At 70.5% G+C, this 24,305-nt stretch carries 19 protein-coding genes; 14 read left to right on the top strand and 5 right to left on the bottom strand.

All coding sequences use genetic code 11. The features are described 5' to 3' along the window. Positions 1-70: 70 nt before the first annotated feature. The 11 genes from WBG06_RS05795 (at position 71) to WBG06_RS05745 (ending at position 12,265) form a co-directional block, all read left to right on the top strand. Positions 71-1,282 (top strand): Wzz/FepE/Etk N-terminal domain-containing protein, encoded by a 1,212-nt coding sequence (locus tag WBG06_RS05795; protein WP_336735584.1) that lies wholly within the window; start codon positions 71-73, stop codon positions 1,280-1,282. Continuing rightward, a complete protein-coding gene (gene pssD, locus WBG06_RS05790; RefSeq protein ID WP_336735583.1) occupies positions 1,282-1,731 on the top strand; it encodes a PssD/Cps14F family polysaccharide biosynthesis glycosyltransferase in 450 nt (149 codons plus the stop codon). The genes WBG06_RS05795 and pssD overlap by 1 nt, the downstream gene beginning before the upstream one ends. Continuing rightward, positions 1,728-2,390: a glycosyltransferase gene (locus WBG06_RS05785; protein ID WP_336735582.1), complete on the top strand. Its 663-nt coding sequence runs from the start codon at positions 1,728-1,730 to the stop codon at positions 2,388-2,390. Before pssD ends, WBG06_RS05785 begins: the two co-directional genes overlap by 4 nt. Next, complete coding sequence (locus WBG06_RS05780) at positions 2,387-2,809, top strand: adenylyltransferase/cytidyltransferase family protein (protein WP_336735581.1); 423 nt, start codon at positions 2,387-2,389, stop codon at positions 2,807-2,809. The genes WBG06_RS05785 and WBG06_RS05780 overlap by 4 nt, the downstream gene beginning before the upstream one ends. Continuing rightward, the gene (locus tag WBG06_RS05775) at positions 2,806-3,513 is read left to right on the top strand and encodes a sugar transferase (protein ID WP_336735580.1); all 708 of its coding nucleotides are present in this window, start codon (positions 2,806-2,808) and stop codon (positions 3,511-3,513) included. The genes WBG06_RS05780 and WBG06_RS05775 overlap by 4 nt, the downstream gene beginning before the upstream one ends. Then, complete coding sequence (locus tag WBG06_RS05770) at positions 3,513-4,328, top strand: CDP-alcohol phosphatidyltransferase family protein (RefSeq protein WP_336735579.1); 816 nt, start codon at positions 3,513-3,515, stop codon at positions 4,326-4,328. Before WBG06_RS05775 ends, WBG06_RS05770 begins: the two co-directional genes overlap by 1 nt. Further along, positions 4,325-5,242 (top strand): glycosyltransferase family 2 protein, encoded by a 918-nt coding sequence (locus WBG06_RS05765; RefSeq protein WP_336735578.1) that lies wholly within the window; start codon positions 4,325-4,327, stop codon positions 5,240-5,242. Before WBG06_RS05770 ends, WBG06_RS05765 begins: the two co-directional genes overlap by 4 nt. Before the next feature lie 3 nt (positions 5,243-5,245). Then, on the top strand, positions 5,246-5,920 hold the full coding sequence (locus tag WBG06_RS05760; protein WP_336735577.1) for a hypothetical protein: 675 nt from the start codon (positions 5,246-5,248) through the stop codon (positions 5,918-5,920). A 26-nt stretch (positions 5,921-5,946) separates the two neighbouring features. Then, the gene (locus WBG06_RS05755; RefSeq protein WP_336735576.1) at positions 5,947-8,808 is read left to right on the top strand and encodes a fibrinogen-like YCDxxxxGGGW domain-containing protein; all 2,862 of its coding nucleotides are present in this window, start codon (positions 5,947-5,949) and stop codon (positions 8,806-8,808) included. A gap of 305 nt (positions 8,809-9,113) precedes the next feature. After that, positions 9,114-9,917, top strand: coding sequence for a glycoside hydrolase family 16 protein (locus WBG06_RS05750; protein ID WP_336735575.1), 804 nt, complete (start codon positions 9,114-9,116; stop codon positions 9,915-9,917). 44 nt (positions 9,918-9,961) lie between these two features. After that, positions 9,962-12,265 carry a fibrinogen-like YCDxxxxGGGW domain-containing protein gene (locus WBG06_RS05745; RefSeq protein WP_336735574.1) on the top strand — a complete coding sequence of 768 codons (2,304 nt, stop codon included), beginning with the start codon at positions 9,962-9,964 and terminating at the stop codon, positions 12,263-12,265. Positions 12,266-12,280: 15 nt separating this feature from the next. Here WBG06_RS05745 and WBG06_RS05740 read toward each other — a convergent pair whose 3' ends face one another. Then, on the bottom strand, positions 12,281-15,034 hold the full coding sequence (locus WBG06_RS05740; RefSeq protein ID WP_336735573.1) for a hypothetical protein: 2,754 nt from the start codon (positions 15,032-15,034) through the stop codon (positions 12,281-12,283). A 121-nt stretch (positions 15,035-15,155) separates the two neighbouring features. Then, positions 15,156-15,827: a hypothetical protein gene (locus tag WBG06_RS05735; RefSeq protein WP_336735572.1), complete on the bottom strand. Its 672-nt coding sequence runs from the start codon at positions 15,825-15,827 to the stop codon at positions 15,156-15,158. Between the two features lie 229 nt (positions 15,828-16,056). Here WBG06_RS05735 and WBG06_RS05730 point away from each other — a divergent pair, with 229 nt between their 5' ends. Then, positions 16,057-16,593, top strand: a complete 537-nt coding sequence (locus tag WBG06_RS05730) for an acyltransferase (RefSeq protein WP_336735571.1) — start codon at positions 16,057-16,059, stop codon at positions 16,591-16,593. Between the two features lie 25 nt (positions 16,594-16,618). On the opposite strand, the gene WBG06_RS05725 is transcribed toward WBG06_RS05730, so the two are convergent. The 3 genes from WBG06_RS05725 to WBG06_RS05715 are packed head-to-tail and all read right to left on the bottom strand — an operon-like array spanning position 16,619 to position 19,341. Then, positions 16,619-17,437 carry an APH(3'') family aminoglycoside O-phosphotransferase gene (locus tag WBG06_RS05725; RefSeq protein WP_336735570.1) on the bottom strand — a complete coding sequence of 273 codons (819 nt, stop codon included), beginning with the start codon at positions 17,435-17,437 and terminating at the stop codon, positions 16,619-16,621. An 11-nt stretch (positions 17,438-17,448) separates the two neighbouring features. Then, on the bottom strand, positions 17,449-18,675 hold the full coding sequence (locus WBG06_RS05720; RefSeq protein WP_336735569.1) for a TerC family protein: 1,227 nt from the start codon (positions 18,673-18,675) through the stop codon (positions 17,449-17,451). 45 nt (positions 18,676-18,720) lie between these two features. After that, positions 18,721-19,341 (bottom strand): TetR/AcrR family transcriptional regulator, encoded by a 621-nt coding sequence (locus WBG06_RS05715; RefSeq protein ID WP_336735568.1) that lies wholly within the window; start codon positions 19,339-19,341, stop codon positions 18,721-18,723. A 62-nt stretch (positions 19,342-19,403) separates the two neighbouring features. Between WBG06_RS05715 and WBG06_RS05710 the strand changes: the two genes are divergently transcribed. Next, positions 19,404-22,097, top strand: a complete 2,694-nt coding sequence (locus WBG06_RS05710) for an MMPL family transporter (protein ID WP_336735567.1) — start codon at positions 19,404-19,406, stop codon at positions 22,095-22,097. Continuing rightward, positions 22,094-24,178, top strand: a complete 2,085-nt coding sequence (locus WBG06_RS05705; RefSeq protein ID WP_336735565.1) for a YhgE/Pip family protein — start codon at positions 22,094-22,096, stop codon at positions 24,176-24,178. Before WBG06_RS05710 ends, WBG06_RS05705 begins: the two co-directional genes overlap by 4 nt. Positions 24,179-24,305: the final 127 nt, after the last annotated feature.

Genomic DNA, 24,305 nt, shown 5'->3' with positions numbered 1-24,305 from the left:
CACACCCTACCGAGCCACTGGTCCGGTCCGGTGAGCCGCTGAGTCCGATTCGAAACGATCTCTGAGGAACATGACCACAAGAACCCTCCCGGCCGGGCGGCCGGCGACGAACGAGCCCGCGATGTCCGAGGCGTCGTCCCATGAGCTCACCCTGAGCGAGGTGGGTCGCGTGCTCGCCCGCCGTTGGCCGACCATCGTCGCGGCGACGGTCGTCTGTGTCGCTGCTGCTCTGGGCGCCTTTGCGCTCACGCCGAGCACCTACACGGCGACGTCGACGGTGCAGGTGACCTCGCCGGCCTCGTTCGTGCGCGAGACGTCTGCCGGATCGCTGGCGGCGGAGACCGCGACCGACGTCGCGCTGCTGAGCGCCAAGGACGGCGCCAGCGTGCTGCCGTCGACCGGGGCCAGCCAGGAGGTCGACGACGCGATCGCCGCCGGCCTCGATGTCGGCAGTCCGCAGGGGACGGCACTGATGGACCTGTCCGTCTCGGCGAGCTCGCCGGAGCTGGCCGCAGAGGCGGCGAACGTGGCAGCCGAGCGCTACCTGATGCTGCGGACCCAGCGGGCGACCGAGGCACGCGAGGCGTACCTGGAAGCCCTCGAGCAGACGGACGAGCTGGCGGCGGCCGAGATCGGAGAGCGGAAGCTCGATGCGACCGTCTACGGCAGCGAGGTGGGCAAGGTCGTCCGCACCGCCAAGGTGAGCGACGAGCCGTCATCGGTCGGCGTCGCCGCGTACGTCGCGGCAGGTGTTCTGGCGGGGCTGCTCCTCGGGGCGTTCGTCGCGCTCCTGCGTGATCGGCGAGACCCGAAGGTCCGGACGGTCGAGCGGCTGACGGACGCGCTCCGTGGTGCCACCGTCGTCGCCGGTGACCTGCGTTCGGCGTACGTCGGTCGAGCCGTCGGCGCGTTGGCCCTCACCTCGTCAGGCGACACGCCTGCCCGGGTGGGCGTCGTCGTCCCCGGAAACACCGCGAGCGCAGCGAGCCTGCGCATCGTCGACGGGTTGAAGGCGGCCGGGGTGGCCGCGACCGGATCGGGTCACGGGCCGCACGTCCAGCTCGTGCCGCTGCCGGACCCGTCGGCCGCTACCGACCCGCACGGGTCGTGGTGGTCGGTCGCCGCCGTCGTCGTGGTCTGCTCGGGGACCGCGACGACGGCTCAGGTGACCCGTTGTGCACAGGCCGCAGCAGGTGCGGGGGTCGTGACGCTCGGTGTGCTGAGCGAGAACCGTGCCGAGAACCGTGCGGGGAAGCCGTCCTCGGAAGCGGAGGCTCGTTGATGCGCGCGATGCTCGTGGCGACGAGCGGTGGCCACCTGGCCCAGCTCCTCTCGCTGGACGCCTGGTGGTCTCGGCACGACCGGCACTGGGTCACCTTCGACGAGCCCCACGCCCGTGTGGCGCTCGACGGGGAGACGGTGACCTGGGCGTACAGCCCCACCAACCGCAACGTTCCGAACGCCCTCCGCAACGCCGCCCTGGCGTTCCGGTTGCTTCGTGCCGAGCGGCCCGACGTCGTGGTGTCCACGGGAGCGGGCGTGGCCGCGCCGTTCTTCCTCGCCGCTCGGATGCTCGGCATCCGGACGGTGTACGTGGAGGTCTTCGACCGCATCGACTCGCCGACCCTGACCGGGAGGCTCTGCTACCCGCTCGCCGACGTGTTCTGCACCCAGTGGGAGGCGCAGGAGCACATCTACCCCGGCGCGGTCACGATCGGACCCGCTCTGTGACCGGTACGAACCGGCCGGCCGACGAGCCCCTGCGCGTCGTCGTCTCGGTCGGAACCGACTCGCACCCGTTCGACCGCCTGGTCCGCGCGACCGAGGGGTGGGCCGACACCTGGAGCCGGCTGCACCAGCGGCCGGTGGACCTCTGGGTCCAGCACGGCCACAGCAAGCCACCGACCACGGGGACCGCGGTCTCCACGGTGGGCCGGGAGGAGCTCTTCGAGAGGTTCGCTGCCGCGGACGTGCTCGTCACCCAGGTCGGCCCCGGCACGATCCTCGACGCGAACGCGCTCGGCCGTCGCCCGATCGTCGTCCCGCGACGTCACCACCTCGGTGAGCACGTGGACGACCACCAGGTCACCTTCGGCCGGTTCATGCACGACCAGGGCGGGGCCCTGCTCGCGATGGAGAACCACGACCTCCACGCCCTCATGACGCGGATGGCCGAGGACCGGGCACTCGGCACGATCCCCGGACGCGCCCGGTCGACAGCGGAGACCGCGGTCCGCCTCGAACGTGAGGTCACCGACGCGATCGCCGCCGAGCGTCCTCGAGGCACCACCCTGCGCCGCCTCGCCGCGATCGTCGGCAACAGCCGGCGGCTCTCCCGCCGCAGACCCCTTCCCCCCGCTCAACCACCGACCAACGAAAGGAAGAAATGATCGTCGGATACGCACCCGGAGCCTGGGACATGTTCCACGTAGGACATCTCGCCCTGCTCCAGAATGCGCGTGAACTGTGTGACCACCTCGTCGTCGGGGTCGTGCCGGACCATCTCGTCGAGCTCGCCAAGGGCAAGACGCCGATCGTCGGCACGCAGGACCGGGCCGCCATCGTGGCCGCCATCGGCATCGTCGACGAGGTCGTCGTCGAGCAGAGCCCGGACAAGCTCATCACCTGGTCGCAGCGGCCGTTCGACGTCTTCCTCAAGGGAGACGACTGGAAGGGGACCGCCAAGGGCACGATGCTCGAGCAGAGGTTCGCCGAGGTGGGGGTCCGGGTCGAGTACCTGCCCTACACCCGACGTACGTCGAGCACGATGCTCCGCGCCCGGTTGCACGAGCAGGGGGCCGGGCGATGACGACGCCGACCCTGACCCGAAGCGACCTGATTCCGCGGCTTCGCGTCTACGACTCCGAGGTTCCGCAGGAGACGGCACCCGCGACCCTGCCCCCACCCACCGGGCCGAGCACGGTCGTCAAGAACGTCGCCGACCGGCTGGCCGCTCTGGTTCTGCTGGTGGTGGCGCTCCCGGTCCTGGTCGGGATCGGGCTGCTGGTCTTCCTGACCGACAGGGGACCGGTCTTCTACGTCCAGGAGCGGGTCGGCCGGCTCGGCCGGCGCTTCCCGATGGTGAAGTTCCGCAGCATGCGGGTGGGCGCCCATGCCGAGGTCGTGCATCTGGTCGAGGAGAACGACGGGGCCGGACCCCTGTTCAAGATGCGCCGTGACCCGCGGGTGACGGCCGTCGGACGGGTCCTGCGCCGCTACTCGCTCGACGAGCTGCCGCAGCTGTTCAACGTCCTCGCCGGACAGATGAGCCTGGTCGGCCCCCGGCCTGCCCTTCCTGCCGAGGTGGATGCCTACGACGAGCGCGAGCGCGGGAGGCTCGCGGTTCGTCCCGGTATCACCGGTCTCTGGCAGGTCAGTGGTCGCAGCGACCTCGACTGGGAGACGAGCATCAGCCTCGATCTCCAGTACGTCCGGTGCTGGAGCCTGCTGGGCGATCTCAGCATTCTCGGCCGGACCTTCGGTGCCGTCTTCGGCGGACGGGGGGCGTACTGATGAGCGGATCCAGAGCCACGCTCGCCGCGGTCGAGAGCACCGTCACGGACACGTCCATGACCTTCGCCGAGGCGTGGGCCACGATCGGCGCCGCGCAGAAGGTCGGCGACGGCGTTCCGGCGTACACCCGATGGGTCAACCGCCGGGCGGCGCGGGTCGTCGCGGCGGCCGCCGTCGCCCTGGGCATCGGCCCGAACACGGTGTCGTTCGTCAGCTTCGGGCTGTCCCTGGCCGGTCTGGGAGCGCTCCTGGCGCTGCACACGCAGAACGTGCTCGCGGGTGCGATCGCTGCGGTGCTGCTCGCTCTCGGTTACGTGCTCGACTCGGCGGACGGCCAGGTCGCGCGGCTCACCGGTCGCTCGTCGAAGCAGGGCGAATGGCTCGACCACGTGCTCGACGCCGCGCGCGTCCCCGCGATCCACGTGACGGTGCTCCTCCTGGCGACCTGGAGCGACTCCACGCTCGGCGTCGCGACAGCGGCGCTGTTCGTGCCGGTGGTCGCGGCCCAGTTCATGTCGCAGATCCTCGCCGGGCAGCTCCTCCAGGGCCAGCGCCGCACGACAGTGCACCGCTGGACGCCGGCGGGATCCACGGCGAAGCCTGCCACGCGGTCGCGCCGCGGGACTCTGCAGTCGGTCCTCCTGCTGCCCACGGACACCGGCGCGCTGTGCTGGGTGTTCCTGGCCTGGGCGTGGCCGCCCCTGTTCTTCGCGCTCTACGCGCTGCTGTTCGTCATCAACGCCGGCCACACGGTGGCGTCGATGCGCCGGCGTGCTCGCGACCTCGCCCGTCCTACCCGTCAGGAAGTCCGATGAGTGCTCCTACCGTCACCTGCGTGATCGCCACCCGCGGCGGTCGGGAAGACCTGCTGCGGCGAGCGATCCGCTCCGTCATGACCCAGGACTACGAGGGCGAGATCGAGACGGTCGTCGTCTTCGACCGGGTCGACGTGGACCCTCTCGACGACGTGATGCTCCTCCCCGGACGAACCCTGCGCACGATCACCAACAACCGTACGCCGGGCCTCGCCGGCGGCCGCAACACCGGGATCCTTGCAGCCACCGGCGATCTGGTCGCGTTCTGCGACGACGACGACGAGTGGCGTCCGACCAAGATCCGTCGCCAGCTCCGGCTCCTGGCCGACCACCCCGAGGCCGTCCTGGTCGCCTCGAGCATCGAGGTCGTCACGGCCGGGCAGTCGGTGGTGCGTACGGCACCAGCACGCGCCGAGCACGCTGACTTCCTCGCTTCGAGGATCACCGAGTACCACCCCTCGGGGTTCGTGCTGCGACGCGAGGACCTGCTGGGGGAGGTCGGTCTGGTCGACGAGCTCGTGCCGGGCTCCTTCGGTGAGGACTACGAGCTGCTGCTCCGGGCGACGACCCACGGCCCGGTGATCGCTGTCGACGGACCGCTCGTGGTCGTGCACTGGGACCGTCCCTCCTTCTTCACGAGCAAGTGGCAGACCAACGCGGACGGTCTGGCCTACATCGTCGGCAAGTACCCCGAGATCCGCGGCGACCGCACCGGCCTGGCACGCATCGCCGGCCAGATCGCCTTTGCCTCCGCCCTGGCAGGCAACAACAAGCTCGCCCGCCGCTGGGCAGGTACGTCGCTGCGTGCCAAGGCCGGCAGCCTGCGGGCGTGGGGCGCGCTGGCCGTGTCCACGCGGATGGTCTCCGGGCCCTGGCTCGTGCGGACCGTCAATGCCCACGGAAAGGGGTTGTGAGAGATGGCGAGGATCACCACTCGTCAGCGCGTCGTCCTCGGGGCGACGGCGACGCTGCTCGTCGTCGGGACCGGCGTCGCGGTTGCCGCAGCGGAGTCGCGAGCGCCGTCGACGCTGCCGGAACGGGTCACGGAGGCACCGAAGCCCGACGAGGACGCCGGCGAGGAGCGGACCCCGACGGCCGACCCGCCGCCACGTGCTCCGCAGCGGGCGACGGGGACGGGACTGACCGCTGCCGAGCTGGCCGCCGCCGCCACGAAGGCGCGGGTCGATCCGGAAGAGGTGAAGGATGCGGTGACGAGCGTGGACACCTCGCTCGACGCGCTGTTCGCGCCGCTCCCGAAGGGCAAGAAGCTCGACCTTCCGGAGGTCGTCGGCACGTTCATGGCCGAGGAGATCTCCAACACCCAGCTCGAACGGCAGGACCTCGGCTGGACGGTCGAGGGCGCCGCAAGGCTCGACGGCCTCGCGGTCGTCGAGGTCGACGATCCCGCGAAACCGTCGTCGATGACGATTCGTACGTGTGTGGACACCTCCGACGTGATCGTCCGCAACTCAGCAGGGAGCGACATGACCTCGGGCACTGTCACCCGCTCCCTCTCACTCTTTGACCTGGCTCTGGTCGAGGGCGACTGGAAGGTGCGGTCCCGCACCTTTGCCGCGAACCCCGACTGCTGAGCCCGAACACCTCCGAAGGACCCGAAGTGCCCATAACCTCTCGACTGCTGCGCGCCCGACGCGCGGCGGTGTCAGCTCTCAGCATCACCCTCCTCGGCGGGTTCGGCTTCCAGGCCGCGTCCGCGCAGGCAACCGTGCCGGTCACGACCGCGCTCCCCGCAAACCCGGCGGCTCCGCCGAGCGCCTTGGGGCCGATCGGCTCAGAGACGAACCCCGCGGCATCCTGCTGGGAGGTCAAGCAGGATCGCCCCGATGCTCCCTCGGGGAATTACTGGCTGTGGACGCCGGACCTGGTCCGCGCCGACCAGTTCCACTGCGACCAGGAGACCGACGGCGGCGGCTGGGTGCTGATCGGCCGTGGCCGCGACGGCTGGAGCCACTCCTCCACCGGCCAGGGCACGGTCGCCGATGTCCGGGACGTCATCGACGGACCGGAGGCGTTCGCCCCACGTACGCTGCCGGTCGACACCGTCAACGGCCTGCTCGGCGGGAAGCGGGTGGACGAGCAGACCGTCCGGCTGCGGCGCGCGGTCAGCGCCGACGGCAGCAAGCGCCAGGAGGTGCGGTTCCGGTACGCCCAGGCCCGGCCGGGGTGGTCGTGGCAGCTCGAGACCGACCTGCCGGTCGCCGACGTGCTGTTCGACGGCACCGTGGCCGGGAGCGGCACCGCGGCCTCGTTCAAGGCGAGCGGGAGCGTGCTGTACGACGTACACACCACCGTCAGCTCGACGTCCGGCTGGCGGTCCGGCTGGGGGATCCGCGACTGGAACAACGGACTCGGCGGAACGACGTCGAGCTCGAACTATCTGTACAAGAACGGTGGGGAGGTCACGCGCCCGTTCACCCAGGTGTTCCTACGGCCCGAGCTGGACAGTGATGACTTCCCGGCACCGCCGCAGGACGGCACTCCCGAGGTTACCGGCCCGGCGGTCGCCTCCAGTGCCTCGAAGTGGAACCCGTGGGGGGTCACCGGTCTGTCGCCGGGCTCCGACACCTTCTACGACGTCGAGGTCCAGGCGTTCGCCGAGGGCGACGGCGTGATGTACGTCGGGGGCAACTTCACCACGATCCAGCGCAGCTCCTCGGGCACCGACACCGTCGAGCAGCCCTACCTGGCGGCCTTCGACATCGACACGGGCGAGTGGATCCCGACCTTCCGGCCGAAGCTGAACGGCCAGGTACGTGCGCTGGCCGTCCTGGACGACAACCGGCTGGCGGTCGGAGGCACCTTCACCCAGGCGTCCGGCATGGAGCATCACGGGCTCGTGGTGCTCGACACCACGGTGGGCCAGGTCGACCCGTACTTCACGACCACGCTCGCCAACTACGTCGGCGGGCAGCTGCCGTCGGTCCGCTCCATGGACGTGGCGGACGGGTGGCTCTACATCGGCGGCCTGTTCACGCACGCGACGAACGAGAAGCTTCCCGACGAGGTCTACGGGCGCAACCTGATGCGCTTGAGCGTGGCCGACCTGACACCGGACCGGGCCCTGGGGGTCGAGCTCAACGGCTCGGTGTGGTCGCTCGACGCCAGCGACGACGGGGAACGGCTCTACGCCGCCGGGATGTTCAGCGTCAACGGCACGGAGTCCGCCTACCGTGGCCTCGCGATCGATCTGGACGACCTGAGCCAGGTGCCGTGGAAGGTCGCCTTCTCGGACCCGCGGGACGGCAACACCCGTCAGCAGGCCGTCGTCGCGGCTGGCGACTCGGTGTGGATCACCGGTGCCGAGCACATCCTGAGCACCTACGACGCCGCCACCATGGAGCTGCGCCAGACCTGGGTCCAGCAAGCAGGTGGTGACGGTCAGACTCTGGCGACCGATGGGGAGACGGTCTACGCCGGGTGCCACTGCTCGGAGAACACCTACGAGGGGTCGAGCTCCTACGCATCGCGGGTTCCTGGCACCGTCAACCACGGTGCCATCGAGCAGATCGGTGCGTTCGACAACGCCGGCGCGACCATCCAGCCGGCGTTCTCGCCCCGTTTCAGCACGCGTCAGGCGTCGGGCGCGTGGGAGAGTCTGGTCGACTCCAACGGCACCCTGTGGGTCGGTGGTGACCTGACCCAGGCAGCCAGGGACAGCCTGACGAAACGGTGGACCGGTGGGTTCGCCCGGTTCGCCGCGACCGACACGACCGCGCCGGACAAGCCGGCCGACCTGAAGGTCGTGACGGACGGCGCCTCGCACGTCCTGACCTGGTCCGGCACCGGCGGGAAGGGGGTGACGTACCAGGTGCTGCGGAACGGCCGCCCGGTCGGCACGGCCCCCGAGCGCACCCTTACCGTGCCTGCCACGGACGGCGCACAGTACGTCGTCCGGGCGATCGACGCCGCGGACAACGCCTCGCCGAGCACTGCGGTCGAGTCGGCCGTCGCCGCCCCGGTCCTGGTGGTTCCGAACGGGGCCCAGTGGGACCTCTCCTACGGCCACGGCACGCCGCGCGACTGGCCGGCAGTCGGGTCGCTCGACACGTACGGACCGGCGCCGCTCGGCTGGGGAACGGCCGACGTCGCCACCGAGATTCCCGCCGCCACCGACGGGACGCGCCCGATCACGTCCTACTACGCGCGAGCGTTCGAGGTCCCGGATCCAGCAGCGACCGGCGGCCTCGAGGTCACCGTCCGCGTCGACGACGGCGTCGCCGTCTATCTCAACGGCACCGAGATCGTTCGCGAGAACCTGCCGGCGGGCGCGCTGACCGAGAACACCTACGCCTCCTCGGCGGTGAGCTCGTCGTCGGCCTCCACGTCGACGGTGACGGTCGTGGTTCCGCGCGATCTGCTGACGACAGGGACGAACGTCCTGACGGCAGAAGCTCACTCCAACTATCGCAAGACCGCAAGCCAGACGTTCGAGCTGAGCGCAGCGCTAGCCGTCCGGTGACGAGAGCCGAGGAAGGCCCACACATGCGACAACACCCGACCGGCCAGAAGATGACGCGACGTGCCCGACTGACGGCTGGCGGAGCAGTCCTCGCAGTCGCAGTCGTGGCCGGGTTGCTGGCCGCCGCGCAACTGAGGGACGAGACCGCCTGGACCGGTAGTGACAGGGGGAGCCAGGACGGCCGTCAGAGCGCGGACCCGGCGGAACCCGATGCCAGCGGGGAAGTCGTGGATGCGCCCGGCGCGATCGCTCCGTCAGAACCGCCCGGCCCCGGCGGGCCGTCCGCGAAGGGAGACGGCACCGGCGTGGACAAGGGCGATCGTCCGAACGGCGGCGCTGGTGCGAAGGACGGCGATGCCACGACCGAACCCGGCACCTCCCGGCGGGCAGCGGATCCTGCGGGATGGCGCACGCTGTGGCGCGACGACTTCACCGGACTCGACCGCACCCGGTGGAACGTACGTCACTACGGGCAGGCGCCCAACCAAGCGGCGCTGTTCATGCGCGAGAACGTCAAGGTGGACGACGGATTCCTCCACCTCCGGGCCAAGAAGCAGGTCGTCCAGCGCTGGAACTACACCTCGGGCTACATCGACAGCAACGGGAAGGCTGCGCTTCCGGACGAGTTCCGGGTCGAGGTGCGGGCCAAGGTGCCCATGGAGCGCGGGCTCTGGCCGGGGCCCCTGTGGCTGCGTCCCGACGATCGCTCGGCGGGTGAGATCGACCTGGTCGAGATCTTCGGCCGCGAGCTGGACGATCCGGCGACACACCACACGATCCACACCGCGTACGGCCCCGGTCGCGAGCAGGAGGTCCACGTGAAGAAGTTCTCCGCGCTCCCGGGCACGGCCGACGGCTGGCACACCTACTCGATGGAGAAGACCCCGGGGTCGATCAAGATGTGGGTCGACGACGTCCCGGTCGCCACCTTCACGTCGGGTGACCCGTCCTGGTTCGACACGTACTACGAGGTCGGCAAGCGCTGGAACCTCCGAGTGACGCTCAATGTCGGCGGGGAGTGGAACGGGATGCCGGACCACACCACGGACTGGTCCGCCTCGGAATCGGTCATGCACCTCGACTACATCCACACATGGGTACGTGATTGATGCCGCCCCGCGGCGCGTCATGGCCTGACTCGGGAGGAACATCCATGAGCAAGCTCCACCACCATCGCGCCGGCCGGGCGGCGGCTGTCACGCTGGCGGTCACGTTCGGCGTGCTCACGCCGGGCTACGTCGCGCCGGTGTCGCCGGCCTCGGCAGCAGAGGCGCCGCTCGGCACGGAGTCGAACCCGGCCGGGTCGTGCTGGGAGATCAAGCAGGTGCGGCCGGACGCGCCGTCGGGCGTCTACTGGCTGTGGACGCCGGAGCTGGTCGTCGCCGACCGGTTCTACTGCGACCAGGTGACCAGCGGGGGAGGCTGGGTCCTCGTCGGGCGTGGCCGCGAGGGGTGGAGCACGGCGGCCACCGGCCGCGGGACCTCGGCGGAGGTGCGCAGCGACATCGCGGGCGTCGGCGGGTTCTCTCCCCGTCAGCTGCCGGTCACGACCGTGAACGCCCTGCTCGGAGACCTACGGGTCGACGACACCTGGGTCCGGCTGAGGCGTGCGACAGACGCGGCCGGGACCAGGTGGCAGGAGGCGCAGTTCCAGTTCGGCGGCGAGGGCCAGCCGGGATGGACGTGGCAGTTCGAGTCCGCGATGCCGGTCACCAACGTGCAGTTCAACGGCACCCCAACGGCGGGTGGGACGGGCGCCCGGTTCGGGAGCGAGACCAACCTCGCCTTCGACGTGAACACCACCACCGACGTCAAGTCCGGCTGGTCGGTCGGCTGGGGCATCACCGACCCCACCAACGTCCTGGGTGGTTCGACCTCCGGCACCAGCTACCTCTACAAGAAGGGCACGCAGGTCACGAAGCCGTTCACCCAGGTCTACCTCCGCCCGGCGCGGTTCAGCTCCGACTTCGGGCAGCTCCCGGCGGAAGGTACGCCCGCAGCGACCCGGCCCGCGGTCGCCCGGAGCGAGTCGCGGTGGAACCCGTGGGGCGTGAGCGGGCTCGGACCTTCGTACGGGGGCTACTACGACGTCGAGGTGCAGGCGTTCGCCGAGGGCGACGGCGTGATGTACGTCGGCGGGAACTTCACCACCGTCCAGCGCGACGCGCGCGGGACGGACGCCGTGGAGCAGCCCTATCTGGCCGCCTTCGACGTCAGCACCGGCGAGTGGGTCTCGGCCTTCCGGCCGGCGCTGGACGACCAGGTGCGGTCGCTGGAGGTGCTGCCCGACGGTCGGCTGGTCGTCGGCGGTGACTTCACCACGGTGAACGGGGAGGGGCGCCAGGGGTTCGCGGTCCTGGACCCGTCGACCGGGGATCTCGACCAGTTCGCGACCACCACCCTGACCAACCGCGTCGGCAGTCTTCGGCCCTCGGTCTGGGCGGCGGAGGTGAAGGACGGCTACCTCTACATCGGTGGCAAGTTCACCCACGCCTCGAGCGCGCGAGCGACCGGCGAGGTGTACAGCCGCAACCTGATGCGCCTGTCCGTGGACGACCTGTCCCCGGACCGTACGTTCTGGCTGAACCTCAACGGGACGGTCTACGACCTGGACGTCTCCGACGACGGCGACAGGCTCTACGCCGCCGGCCGGTTCACCGCGAACGGGACCGCCGACGCCGTCAGCGCCCTGGCGATGGACATCCCGACCACGACCCAGATCCCGTGGACGATCTCCAAGTCGCACGATGCCTACCACCTGCAGGGTGCCGTGCTCGCGGTCGGTGACAACGTGTGGCTCACCGGCGCCGAGCACCTGGTCGCGGTCTACGACGCCGGGACCATGCAGGTGCGGCAGACCTGGCTGACCCACAACGGTGGCGACGGCCAGGCGCTGGCTTCCGACGGTCGCACCGTCTACGCGGGGTGCCACTGCTCCGAGAACGTCTACGAAGGTGCCTCGCGGATGCTGGAGTGGACCCGAGGGACGTCGAACCACGGCGCGATCGATCAGCTCGGTGCGTACGACAGCACCGGGGCGACGCTCGAGACCGCCTTTGCGCCACGTTTCGGCATCCGCGAGGGGTCGGGGGTGTGGGCAACGCTGATCGACTCGGACGGGACGATGTGGGTCGGCGGTGACCTGACCCATGCGTCCCGGGACACGATCACCAAGCGCTGGACCGGCGGGTTCGCCCGATTCGCACCGGCGGACGCCGCCGCCCCCGTGGCGCCGTCCGGGTTGAAGGTCGTCTCGGACGGGACGACGGACTCGCTGTCGTGGACCGGGTCACCCGAGCGCGGCGTGACCTACCAGGTGCTGCGCAACGACCGTCCGGTCGCCACGACGGCGGCCAGCACGCACACCGTGCCCGCAGTGGACGGTGCGGCCTATGCGGTGCGCGCGATCGACGCTGCCGGCAACGCGTCCGCGAGCACCGCCATGGTCACACCGTGACCGTTGGACCAGGGGCTACTGGAGCACCGCTTCCAGGTCGAAGGTCGAGCTGGGTGCCTTGCTCCAGTTGGCGTGCGTCTCGGCGGTGATGGTGTTGGTGCCGGTGGTCAGGTCGCTGACCGGGATCCGGACCGTGGAGGTGTTGGCGGGTGCGGCGGCCCCGGACACGGAGGTGGTGGCGTACGTGCGGTCGGTCAGGTCACCGTCCGGCAGGTTCTCCCGGAGCACCTCTCTGCCGTTGACGTAGACGGCGGCGCCGTCGTCGAGACGTACGGTGATGACGAGTTCCTGGTGGGGTGCGTCGGCGGGGAGCTCGAACGACCTCGCGTAGTAGGTGGCGAGAGGCCGGGTGCCGTCGGCCGCGGCGGGGAAGGTGGTGGCGACGTCCTGGGTGCCCCAGCCAAGGGGTGCGGCGCCGGTCGACGCGAGCGACGTGACGGCCGGCCAGCCGTCGGGGCGTCCGGCGTCGTACGAGTAGGTCCATGAGGTTCGCGGCGCGATGACCTGCGTCGGCCGGACCGGTTCGCCCTCGTGGACGAGCCCGGCCGGGATCTCGCCGGGTTGTGCGACTGCGGGGTCGCTGGTCGCCGAGATGTTGCCTGCTGTGTCGATGGCGCGGACGAGGTAGCGGGTGCCCTCGGGGGCAGCGGGTACGGCGATCGCGGTGTCGGTGGTCTCGGCGACCATGTCGCCACTGCCGATGCGGAACACCTGGTACGTCAGGCCGTCTTCGCCCGTGGGGTCCCAGGAGAGTGCGTCCCAGGAACCGTCGGTGACGACGGTGAGTCGGGTGGGTACGTCGGGGGCGGTGGCGTCGCCGTCCTGCTCGAACCGGACGAAGCCGCCGGTCCATCGGTTCCCGGTGGTCCAGCCGTCCGGTCTGGCGTGGGTGAAGTCGCCGCCGACCCAGAGGGTGCCACGTTCGTCGATGTGGCTGGCCCAGGCGCCGTCGCCGCGGCGGGAGGAGAAGACGGGGTCCCAGACCTTGGGGCTGCGCTGGATGGTGGTGCCGACGGCGTCGTAGGCGCCGATCGCGGAGATCTCTGCGTAGTTCGATCCCTTGTCGCCCCACTTCCGCGCACCCTCGTAGGTGTAGTCCCAGCAGTGACAGCCTGCGAAGACGGTGTCGCCGTTGGTGGCGATCGTCTGGCCGTCGCCACCCGAGTACTGCATCCAGGTCTGTTTCAGGGAGAGGTCGGTGGCGTCGTACGCGGCATGGAGGTGCTCCGCGCCGGTGAGCCAGACCGAGGTGTCGGTGGCCACGACGCCGTACTGGCGGGTGTTGAGCACGGCGGTGCCGTAGCTGGTGTGGATCGTCCAGGGGATCTGCGAGTAGTCGTCGAGGTCGATGGCGAGGGCGCGGAAGGCGGGGTTTCCCTTGTTCTGGCTGAAGGTGCCGGCGGCGTAGAGACGGCCGTTGTGGATGTCGAGGTCGACGGCGCCGCCGTTGAGGTCGGCGGTGAAGGTGCGGTCGGGTGTGAGGTCGTCGAGGCTCATCCGCATGAGGTTGCGGCTGTAGATCTCGCGGGTGGAGCCGGGTGCGGTGGCGTGGGTGAACTTGCCGGCGAGGTAGAGCCAGCCGTCGTCGGTGACGAAGTCCCACACCGAGACGGTCTCGATGGAGATGTGGTTGACCAGGAGCGTCGTGAAGTCGGGGTGGACCTTGCCGGTGGCCGTGTCCAGCACGACGAACCCTTCGTGGGGTGCGCCGTCGACGTTGGCGAACTCGCCGCCGACGGCCAGCCTGCCGCCGGGGAGGACCTCGATGGCTTTGACCTGGCCGTCGAGGTCGGGTCGGAAGGTGTCGATCCACTCGCCCGTGACGGAGTCGAAGGCGGCGAGGAACTGCTGGGTGGCGGCGTCGGTGCCGTCCTTGTCCCGCTGGACGGTGGTGAAGTTGCCGCCGACGTACATGATGTCGTTGGCGGTGTCCTCGCCGAAGGCCTGGACCTCGACGTCGAGGTTGTCCTGGAAGAGAGGGCTGCGGCCGGTGACGCCCCACGGGTTCTTCAACGACCCGTTGCGCAGGACGGCCTTCCGGCGCTGCTCGGGAAGTCCCTCCTCCGGGACCGGGACAGGCGGGCTGTGCATGCTCAGGTTCGTGATGCGGAAGTCATCCCCCGGCGAGACCTTGTTCGTGATCGCCGTCATCGCGAACCGCATCACCCCGGACTGCGGGACGTTGTCCGGAAACGTCACCTGATAGGTGGCGGCTGTCTTCTCGGCGGACCCGGTGGCTGGTGCGACGGTGGCGCCGTTGGCGACGACGACCTTCGACGAACCGACCCCGTAGGGCGTCTGCCAGGCCGCGTAGTTCACGCCCGCGTAGGACAGGGTCAGCTGCATGGCATCGCCGGGGTTGGGGATGCCGTGGTTCCAGTGCACGGTCACGGACAGCGTGCTTCCGGGGGTCACGCCGGTGACGGACTGCTGCAGCTGGCTGCCGGCACCACTGGGGGTGTCGTCCGCGTTCATGTAGCCGTTGCCGCTGCTCAGCTTCACCCAGTTGGCGGCCGAGCTTCCGGCCGGAGCGCTTCCGTTGCCCAGCGTCCAGGCGGCGGGGTCCAGAGGGTCGTCGTCGCCGGCGGGCACGGCAGTCGCTGCCGTCGTCGTGGGCTGTGGTGCGGCGTCTGCCGACGACGGGACCGCGATCGTCGAGAGCGCGAGCGTCACCGCGAGGACGAGCCCCGATCCGATGCGTCGACGGTCCCAGAGGTCGCGCCACGGGCCGAAGCACGTGGGGGATGGTGACGTCGCGGTCTCATGCATGTCTGCTCCTGCTGTGTTGGGTCTTCAGCGCCCAGGACACGAGAACGCTGCGGTCATGACGCCGCATCGGCTCGTCCGCCGTGGACGCTCCCGAGAGGAGGGGTTGCTTCGAGCGGGCTGCTCAGGCCGAGCAGTCCGCGTCGGCCGGAAGGGTGCGGGAGACTGCCCGCCATTCGCCCTTGACGAGCTTCATGTCGAACACCGACCGCGACCGGGTCGCCGTCTTCGTCGTCATGTCCCGGCCGGTGGAGTTCTTGATGGCGACGTCGCTGGCGTCGACACACACCTTGATCTTCATCGCCGTGGGCTTGTCCGGGTCGTCGACCTCGAGGATCTCGAGCTCGTCGAGCGTCGGGGACCCGGTGACCTTCCAGCCGGCGTCCTGACGTTCGTACTGAGCGATCTCGATCTCCTCGCGGAGCGCCTTGCCGACCACGCCGGGGATCTTCGGCTCCTCGCCCGCCTCGAGCGGGGCGTAGAACGAGTCCAGGGTGGTGTCGATGGTCGTGGTGGCTTCGGTGACGACCTCCGGGTCGACCTCGGCCTTCTCGGCGGCGTCCTTCACCGCACCGGCGCTCGGGCCGGGACTTTCCGGGGTGCCGTCCTTCGGGTTGTCCTTCGAGCTGTTCTTCGAACCGTCGCTCTGGGCCGGCGTCGCGCTCGGCCCGACCGCACTCGGCTCGACGGGACTCAGGTCGGAGCCGGTGGCGATCATGGCCGCGGCCGCGCCTCCGCCGACCAGGACGGCACAGACGCCCGCGATGACCGCTCGGCGCCTTCGTGGCTTCAGCAACGTCGGTGTCCTTCTTCGTAGACGGGACCCACGCGGTCCGCGCGGGTGGGTTCTCATGTCAGGACAGCGATCGAGCCGCGCTATGACGCCGAAGCGTTGATACGTCGCGAATCACAGGTCGGCGTCATGATCCGGTGCCCGCCGTGTCATGGCTGCCGGAACGTCTCTGCGCAGAAAGGCCACCGACATTGGACAAGCACTCGACGCCCCACGCACCTGCGGTGACCCCATGGTGAAGGCGCTGGTCCGGGGGCTTCGCCTCGACCTGTCGATCGCAGTGCGCCACGTCGTCCTCAACGTGGTGGCCGGTTCTGCGGTCGTGCCGCGACCCGTGCGACAGCTGATCTACCGACTGGCGGGGATCAGGGCGCAGACCATGAACGTCTTCTCCGGCGTACGGATCACGGGGTCGGACCTGGAGCTCGGCAAGGGCACCTTCGTCAACCACGAGTGCTACCTCGACGTGGCCGGCGGACGGATCGTGATCGGCGAGAACTGTCACCTCGCTCCGCAGGTGATGGTGATGACCGCGACCCACGACATCTCCTCGGGGAAGGCGAGCCGCGAGCCGACGTACGCGACGACGACGATCGGCGACGAAGTCTGGCTCGGCGCTCGTTCGACGGTGCTGCCGGGCGTGACCATCGGCGAGGGATGCGTGGTCGCCGCGGGCGCTGTGGTGGTCGGCGACTGCGAGCCGCACGGCGTGTACGCCGGGGTGCCGGCGCGGCGCATCAAGGACCTGGCGCCGACGACCTCACGATGAGGAGACCCGACGATCGCACCCGCGCTCAGGCCGGCCAGGTCAACGGGTCGAGCAGCAGGTAGAAGCGCTGCCTCTCCGCATCCAGGTCGATCCCGTACAGCTCGCCGAACTCATGATCGGAAGCCCGGGCGGTGATCTCGTCGGGCCAGGTCTCGCGGGCGTTGGCCAGCAGCAGCGCGATGTCGGCGTACGGGTCGGCGACACCGAGGCGGCCGAGGTCGATCAGACCGGTGACGCGCATGAAGTCGGGGTCGACGAGGATGTTCGGCAGGCAGAGGTCGCCGTGGCAGACGACGCGTTCGTCCTCCTCCTGGCGTCGGCGCCGTGGCAGCTCCTCCTCGATCTGGTCGAGGATCTGTGCCGGCGGCGTCTGCTGGAGCGACACCGGGAGGAACTCGGTCTGGACCCGATCCTCCGCCACCGTCGTACGTGCCACGGGCAGCATCGACGCGAGTCCTCGGTCGAAGGGACAGTTGGCCACAGGCAGGTCGTGCAGCTCGCGGGTGATGTCCGCGATTCCTGGCCAGGCGAGTCGGAGCGCAGCGGGGTCGAGTCGGTCGGCCGGGACGCCGCCGATCGCGCTGGTGATCAGGCACGCGCCGGCGTCGGTGGTTCGCCAGTCCAGCACGGACGCGGTCGGGAGGCCGGCGTCGCCGAGCCAGGTGATGCGGTCGCGCTCGGCAACGAGATCATCGCTGTCCGCCGCGGGGAGGAGCTTCGCGAAGCGGGCGCCGGCACGATCGCGGAACACCGCCGCGCCGGACTCCCCGGTGGTGACCGGTTCCCAGCCGGCATCGGCGGTGGGCAGCAGGGCATCTGGCAACGAAGGGTTGTCGGGCGACATGGGACCCCGCTCTATTCGTCCCGGAGGATCTTCGGAGGTCCCGCCGGGGAGGCCTCGCCGCGCTCGACGGCCGCGGTGTGGCTGGCGAGGGCGCGCTCGAGGAGCTCCATGAGCGGGGTCTCTTCGCGGGCGATCTGAAGGTATTTCGGGCCGAGGGAGACGATCAGGTCGCGTTCGGCGAGGAGGGCGTTGTGGATGCGCTCGCGCTCGGCAGGATCGGCGGTGTACTCCGAGTCGAGGTAGGCGGCCGCGTGCCGGCGGGCGTTGCCGATGGCGTTCTTGGCGCGACCACGCTTGCTGAAGAGAGACGCGACGACGGTGACGACGAGCACGCCGATGATCACGCTCAAGGAGAGTCCCGTGCTGATCTCGACGACGTGCACCGGATCTCCGTCGTTGATGAACGGGACGTTGTTCTCGTGGAGCGCGTGCAGGATCAGCTTCACGCCGATGAAGGCGAGGATCGCGGCCAGCCCGTAGGACAGGAAGATGAGCCGGTCGAGCAGCCCGTCGAGCAGGAAGTAGAGCTGTCGCAGGCCCAACAGGGAGAACGCGGTCGCGGTGAAGACCAGGTAGATGTTCTGCGTCAGGCCGAAGATCGCCGGGATCGAGTCGAGGGCGAACAGGATGTCGGTGCCGCCGATGGCCACCATCACCAGCAGCATCGGCGTCAGGATGCGCTTGCCGTCCTCGACCGTGAACAGCTTGTCGCCGTCGTAGTGCTCGCTGACGTGGAAGATCCGCCGGGACAGCCGGACCACGATGTTCTCGCCGTGGGAGTCGTCGTCGGGCTTCAGCATGTTGCCGGCCGTCATCAGCAGGATCAGCCCGAACAGGTAGAACACCCACGCGAAGGTGTTGATCAGCGCAGCGCCCACGAAGATGAAGCCGGTGCGGGCGATCAGCGAGAACGTGATCCCGAAGAGAAGCACCTTCTGCTGGTCCTCACGGGGCACCCGGAAGCTGGTCATGATGATCAGGAAGACGAACAGGTTGTCGACCGAGAGCGCCTTCTCGGTGATGTAGCCGGCGAAGTATTCCCCGCCCATCCCGACGCCGCCGAAGACGAGCACGCCGACACCGAACAGGAGCGCGATCGCGACGTAGACCGCCGACCAGGTGGCGGCCTCCTTCAGCGTGGGCGTGTGGGCCTTGCGTACGTGGAAGACGTAGTCGAAACCGAGCAGACCGATGATCGCGACGACCGTGACGACCCACACCCATGTCGGTGCGCCCATGCTGAACCCCCTGAGAGCTGGCCCGGACCGGGACTCGCACCCAGCCTAGGCGGGGGCCCGTGGGATCGACACCCCGTCGAGGATCTGAGGGAGCGCTTCGTCGAGAAGCCGGTCGGCGCGGGGGTCGTCGGGCCGGATCGTACGCATCGTGAGGCTGTGCAGGAACACGCCCATCATCGTCTGGGCGAGGAGATCGGTCGGCATGGTGGAGGTGCAGTCGAGGCGGGCCAGGGCGAGCTCGACCAGCTCGACGAGCTGCTCGCTGAGCGCCGTGAAGGTGGCTGAGCTGATCTCGCGCGCGTCCGGGTCGCGGAGGCTCTGCAGCACGACCTCGCTCTGCAAGACGTACCAGCGGTCCTGCATGGGGCGCACCGCGGCGAAGGCCGCGCCGATCAGCGACTCGCTCGAGTCGGCGTCGTGGTGCTCGTCGAGGGCGGCGCGGACGGCTTCGATCAGCCGCTCCGACTCCTCCTTGAACGTCTCGAGCAGCACCTCGTCGACGCTGTTGAAGTTGGAGTAGAACGCGCCTCGTGTGTAACCGGCGGCGCTGACCAGGTCGTCGACGGTGACCCGGCGGGCGCCCCGCTCGACGAAGACGTCGACGGCGGCCGCCAGCAGTCGGGCGCGGGTGTTCGTACGTCGTCGGGGGGCCTTCACCTCGGTCATGTCGCAATCCTCACATACGCGCTGCGATACGTTTTTGTATTGGATGCGTTAATGTATCGAACGTGTCCTCCTACCTCTACCGGCTCGGCCGTCTCGTCGCCCGCCGGGCCAAGACCGTGCTGGCGCTCTGGCTGCTGCTCGCCGTGCTGCTGGGTGCGCTGACCGTCTCGCTCGGCGGCAAGCTGCAGAACGACTTCACGATCCCCGGCACCGAGTCCCAGCAGGGTCTGGACGCGCTCACGCAGCGCTTCCCGGAGGTCTCCGGGACCTCCGCCCAGCTGGTCTTCGTCGCGCCGGAGGGGGAGCGGATCGATGACCACCGGAAGGAGATCCGGTCGGTGCTGGACGAGGTCGAGAAGGTGGACCACGTCGCGACGGTCACCGACCCGCTGGCCCCGGAGAGCCGGACCGTGAGCGAGAACGGCCGGGACGCCCTGGCGACGGTGCAGCTCGACCTCGGGGTCGACGAGCTCCCCGAGGGCGTGACCTCGGACCTGGAGAAGGCGGCGGAGCTGCCGCCGGGGTCGTCGCTCGAGGTGCACGTCGGCGGGGACGCGTACGCCGCCACGGGGGTCCAGGTCAGTGCGACCGAGGCGATCGGGCTGCTCATCGCCCTGCTGGTCCTGGCGATCACGTTCGGGTCGCTGCTGGCCGCCGGGCTGCCGATCCTGACCGCGCTGCTCGGCGTGGCGATCGCGATGGCGGGGATCTTCTCGGTCGCCGCGTTCACCACGATCTCGGCCACGACGCCGACGCTCGCGCTGATGATCGGGCTCGCAGTCGGGATCGACTACGCGCTGTTCGTCATCGCCCGGCACCGCAGCCAGCTCGCCCACGGGCTCGGCGTCGAGGAGTCGATCGCCCGGGCGGTCGCCACCGCCGGCAGCGCGGTCATCTTCGCGGGCGTCACGGTGATCATCGCGCTCTGCGGCCTGGTGGTCGCGGGCATCCCGTTCCTCGCGGTCATGGGGTACGCCGCGGCCGCGGCCGTCCTGGTCGCGGTGCTCGTGGCGCTCACCGCGGTGCCGGCGCTCCTCGCGCTCGCGGGGGAGCGGCTCCGGCCGAAGCCCGGGTCTCGGGCCGCGCGGCGTGAGGCTGTCGCGGAGGGGCAGCCTCACGCCCCCACCCTGGGGGCGCGCTGGGTGCGGGTGGTGACCAAGGTGCCGGTCCTCACCGTCGTGGTCTCGCTGCTGGTCATCGCCGTCCTGGCGATCCCGGCCCGCGACCTGGCGCTGGGGCTCAACGACAACGGCAGCGCCGACCCGGGGACCGCTCCGCGGGAGACGTACGACCTGATCGACCGTGACTTCGGGCCGGGCTACAACGCGCCGCTGTTCGTGACCGCCGACATCATCGACACCACCGACCCGATCGGGGTGATGGACTCTCTGGGCACGGCGCTGGGCGGCTACGACGGGGTGCAGAAGGTCGCGCTGGCGACGCCCAACCGCACCGCCGACCTCGGGCTCGTGGTGATCTACCCGACCACCGAGAAGAGCTCTCCGGAGACGGCTGCGCTGGTCGAGTCGATCCGTGACGATGCCGCCGGTCTGGAGAAGCGGTTCGGGATCGAGGACGTCATGGTCACCGGGCAGACCGCGGTCGCGATCGACGTCAGCGCTCGCCTGTCCGGAGCGATCCTGCCCTTCGGGGCGGTCGTCGTCGGGCTGTCGCTGATCCTGCTGATGGTCGTGTTCCGCTCCATCGCGGTCCCGCTCAAGGCGACGCTGGGCTACGTGCTGTCGGTCGCGGCCTCCTTCGGTGTCGTCGCCGCGGTCTTCGAGTGGGGCTGGGGCGCCGACCTTCTCAACGTCGCCGAGGTCGGGCCGGTGATCGCGTTCTTCCCGATCATCCTGATGGGCGTGCTCTTCGGGCTCGCGATGGACTACGAGGTCTTCCTGGTCTCGCGGATGCGGGAGGACTACGTGCACACCGGCGACGCCCGCCGATCCATCGAGACCGGGTTCGCTGCCAGTGCACGGGTCGTCACCGCCGCTGCCCTCATCATGATCGGGGTCTTCGCGGCCTTCGTGCCCCACGGCGACCCGATCGTGAAACCGATGGCGCTGGGGCTGACGGTGGGGGTCCTGGTGGACGCGTTCCTGGTGCGGATGACGCTCGTGCCTGCGGTGCTCGCCCTGCTCGGGCGCGGGGCCTGGTGGCTCCCGCGCTGGCTCGACCGCCGGCTGCCGGTCCTCGACATCGAGGGCGAGGCGCTCGTGCATCACCTCGAGCACGCCGACTACGTCGCCGCCCATGGTGAGCTCGCCGTGCGGGCGCGCGAGGTCGAGGTGGCGGGGGCGCTCTCTCCGCTGTCGCTCGAACTCCGCCCGGGTGGTCTCGGGATCATCCATGGGTCCGACCCCGTCGCGCGGTCCGCTGCGCTGGCCTCGATCACCGGGCGGCTCGGCTTCTCCGGGCAGCTGGTCGTGCTCGACCGGCTGCTGCCGGAGGAGGCGGGAGCGGTGCGGGCTCGGGCCGCGCTCGTCGAGGACGTCCCTGCCGCTCTTCGGCTGGCAGGTGGTCGTCGCATCCCAGCACTGGTCGCGATCGACAGCGCGACCTCGCTCGACCCGGGTCAGGTCGCGGCGCTGTCCGCACTGACCTCGCGGGGCACGACGGTGCTGCTCGGGGTGCCGTCGCCGCCCGCCGTACCTCAGGTCGCGGAGGCGCTCGTCCGTGCCGAGCCCGACCGTGCCCGTCCTGCGCTCACTGACCACGCGGCCCCGGCCGCCGACCTGGAGACAGTCCGATGACACGTACGAAATCCTGGGGCGGCCGGCTGGTGGCCGCCGCCATCCTGCTGCCGGTCGTCGTGACCGCGCTCGCGCTCGTCGCGCTCGGCGACCGTGCCGAGAACCTCGACAAGGTCCCCGCCGCGGTCGTCAACCTCGACAAGCCGGTGACGACGGGGAGCGGCAAGGACAAGCAGACGGTCTATGCAGGCCGGGCGCTTGCCGCTGACCTCGTCTCCTCCTCGGGCTCCTCCGAGAGCCCCACGCTCGGATGGGAGCTCACCGACGAGGAGGACGCACGCTCGGGCTACGCGGACGGGACGTACGCCGCGGTCATCACGATCCCCGAGGACCTCTCGAAGACGCTGTCCGGCGTGCAGGGAAGCTCTCCGAACGCCGGGAGGGTGAGCGTGCAGGCGTCCGACGCGTCCAGCGAGGTCACCGCGGAGATCGCCCGGCAGGTCGCGCGGCAATCGGCGGCGACCCTGGGGCGGACGGTGACGACGACCTACCTCGACGGCGTCCGGGACCAGACCGGAAAGCTCAAGTCGAGCCTGACGTCGGCTGCCGATGGTGCCGACCAGCTCGCCGACGGCACCGCCGCCGCCGACTCGGGCGCCGGGAAGGTCGCCGACGGTGCCCGCGAGCTCAGCTCCGGTGCCGCCGGTGCCGCGGACGGTGCGACGCAGGTTGCCGGTGGCCTCGACTCGCTCGCCGGTGGGACCGCGCGGCTGGAGTCCGGTGCGGGGTCGCTGGCAGCGGGCGCGGGCAAGGCCTCGCGTGGGGCGTCGTCGCTGGCCTCCGGCGCCGACGAGCTCAGCGGCGGGCTCGACCGGCTCGAGCGGTCGACCACGGGGCTGCCGGCGCAGGCCTCCTCGCTCGCCGCCGGCGCGTCGCAGGTGTCGGAAGGGGTCGACGGCTACACCCGGCTCGCCAAGGGCTGGGCGCAGGCGTGCGCGAGCGACCCGCTGCTCGCGGCCTCCAAGCCGCAGCTGTGCGGTGCCACGGGCGCCGCGGTCGGCCCGGGCGGGGCGCAGGCCGACCAGCTCGCCTCGGGGGCATCACAGGTCGCCGCGGGGGCGTCGACCCTGTCGGAGGCGGCTCCCGAGCTGAGCGAAGGGATCTCCTCGGCGGCGGACGGTGCCGACAAGATCGCCTCCGGGGCGTCCCGGCTCGCTTCCGCCAGCTCGCGGGTGGCCAAGGGTGCGCGTGACCTCGCCGCCGGTGTCGGGGAGGCGAACTCCGGGGCGACCGAACTCGCGTCAGGGGCCGACCGGCTCGCCTCGGGGACCAAGCGGCTCGAGGACGGGTCGGCCTCGCTGGCCTCGGGTGCCGACGACCTCTCCGCCGGGACCTCGTCGCTGACCGAGGGCGCGTCCTCGTTGGCCTCGGGCCTCGACGACGGGGCGTCACAGATCGCGGTCCCCGGGGAGAAGCAGGCCGAGGTCGTGGCCTCGCCGGTGCGGGTGTCGGTCGCCTCTGGGTCGTCCGTCTCCGGGGCGACCCGGCTCGCGCCGGCGGTGATCGCGCTGGCGCTGTGGCTGGGTGCGCTCGCCATCTACCTGCTCCGTCCGGCCTTCCCCGCCGGGCGACTCCGCGACGCGCTCACGGCGCGGCGGCTCACGTTTGCCGGTCTCTGGCCCGCGGTGGTCGTGGGGTTGGGGCAGGCGGTGCTCCTCGTGGTGGCCTCCCGTCTTCTGGGCGCAGATCTCGCCCGGCCCGTCGCCGCCGTCGCGATCGCGGCACTCGCCGCGGCGGTGTTCGTCGCGGTCCACCAGGCCGTCGTCGCCTTCGCCGGCCAGCGTCGCGGCTGGCTGATCTCGCTCGCCTTCCTCGCCCTGCAGCTGGTCTCTCTCGGCGGCCTGCTCCCGGTCGCCACGGCCTCCGCCCCGTTCGGTGCGCTCGCCGGCATCCTCCCCGTACCGCTCGCCGCCGAGGCGCTCCGTGGGGCCGTGGTCGCGCAGAGCGGTGCAGCGGTCGGTGCGTCGGTCGGGGGCCTGGTCCTCTGGCTCGTGCTCGCGATCGCGGTCAGCGTCTTCGCGGCGGGTCGGGCGCAGCGTACGTCTGTGGTGGAGATCCGTGAGGCGGTGGCTGCGGGCTGAGGCTGGGCGGCCGGCCCGGCTGTAACACGTCGTTCGTAGTACTACTCGCCCTATCAGATAGGGCGAGTAGTACTACGAACGACGTGTTACAGCTCGGCTCGACCGCTCCCAGCGCAACCGCAGCCGC

Source organism: Nocardioides sp. CCNWLW239, from assembly GCF_037137035.1.
Taxonomy (GTDB): Bacteria; Actinomycetota; Actinomycetes; order Propionibacteriales; family Nocardioidaceae; genus Nocardioides.
Note: the sequence above shows the minus strand (reverse complement) of the source record. Positions and strands in the feature narration are given on the sequence as shown.

Bases quoted from the DNA above. Each gene is read 5' to 3' on its own strand.
- WBG06_RS05715 (WP_336735568.1), bottom strand. From the start codon at position 19,341: ATGACCGAGGTGAAGGCCCCCCGACGACGTACGAACACCCGCGCCCGA.
- WBG06_RS05730 (WP_336735571.1), top strand. From the start codon at position 16,057: ATGGTGAAGGCGCTGGTCCGGGGGCTTCGCCTCGACCTGTCGATCGCA.
- WBG06_RS05740 (WP_336735573.1), bottom strand. From the start codon at position 15,034: ATGCATGAGACCGCGACGTCACCATCCCCCACGTGCTTCGGCCCGTGG.
- WBG06_RS05760 (WP_336735577.1), top strand. From the start codon at position 5,246: ATGGCGAGGATCACCACTCGTCAGCGCGTCGTCCTCGGGGCGACGGCG.
- WBG06_RS05775 (WP_336735580.1), top strand. From the start codon at position 2,806: ATGACGACGCCGACCCTGACCCGAAGCGACCTGATTCCGCGGCTTCGC.
- WBG06_RS05745 (WP_336735574.1), top strand. From the start codon at position 9,962: ATGAGCAAGCTCCACCACCATCGCGCCGGCCGGGCGGCGGCTGTCACG.
- WBG06_RS05765 (WP_336735578.1), top strand. From the start codon at position 4,325: ATGAGTGCTCCTACCGTCACCTGCGTGATCGCCACCCGCGGCGGTCGG.
- WBG06_RS05705 (WP_336735565.1), top strand. From the start codon at position 22,094: ATGACACGTACGAAATCCTGGGGCGGCCGGCTGGTGGCCGCCGCCATC.
- WBG06_RS05720 (WP_336735569.1), bottom strand. From the start codon at position 18,675: ATGGGCGCACCGACATGGGTGTGGGTCGTCACGGTCGTCGCGATCATC.
- pssD (WP_336735583.1), top strand. From the start codon at position 1,282: ATGCGCGCGATGCTCGTGGCGACGAGCGGTGGCCACCTGGCCCAGCTC.
- WBG06_RS05770 (WP_336735579.1), top strand. From the start codon at position 3,513: ATGAGCGGATCCAGAGCCACGCTCGCCGCGGTCGAGAGCACCGTCACG.
- WBG06_RS05795 (WP_336735584.1), top strand. From the start codon at position 71: ATGACCACAAGAACCCTCCCGGCCGGGCGGCCGGCGACGAACGAGCCC.
- WBG06_RS05725 (WP_336735570.1), bottom strand. From the start codon at position 17,437: ATGTCGCCCGACAACCCTTCGTTGCCAGATGCCCTGCTGCCCACCGCC.
- WBG06_RS05780 (WP_336735581.1), top strand. From the start codon at position 2,387: ATGATCGTCGGATACGCACCCGGAGCCTGGGACATGTTCCACGTAGGA.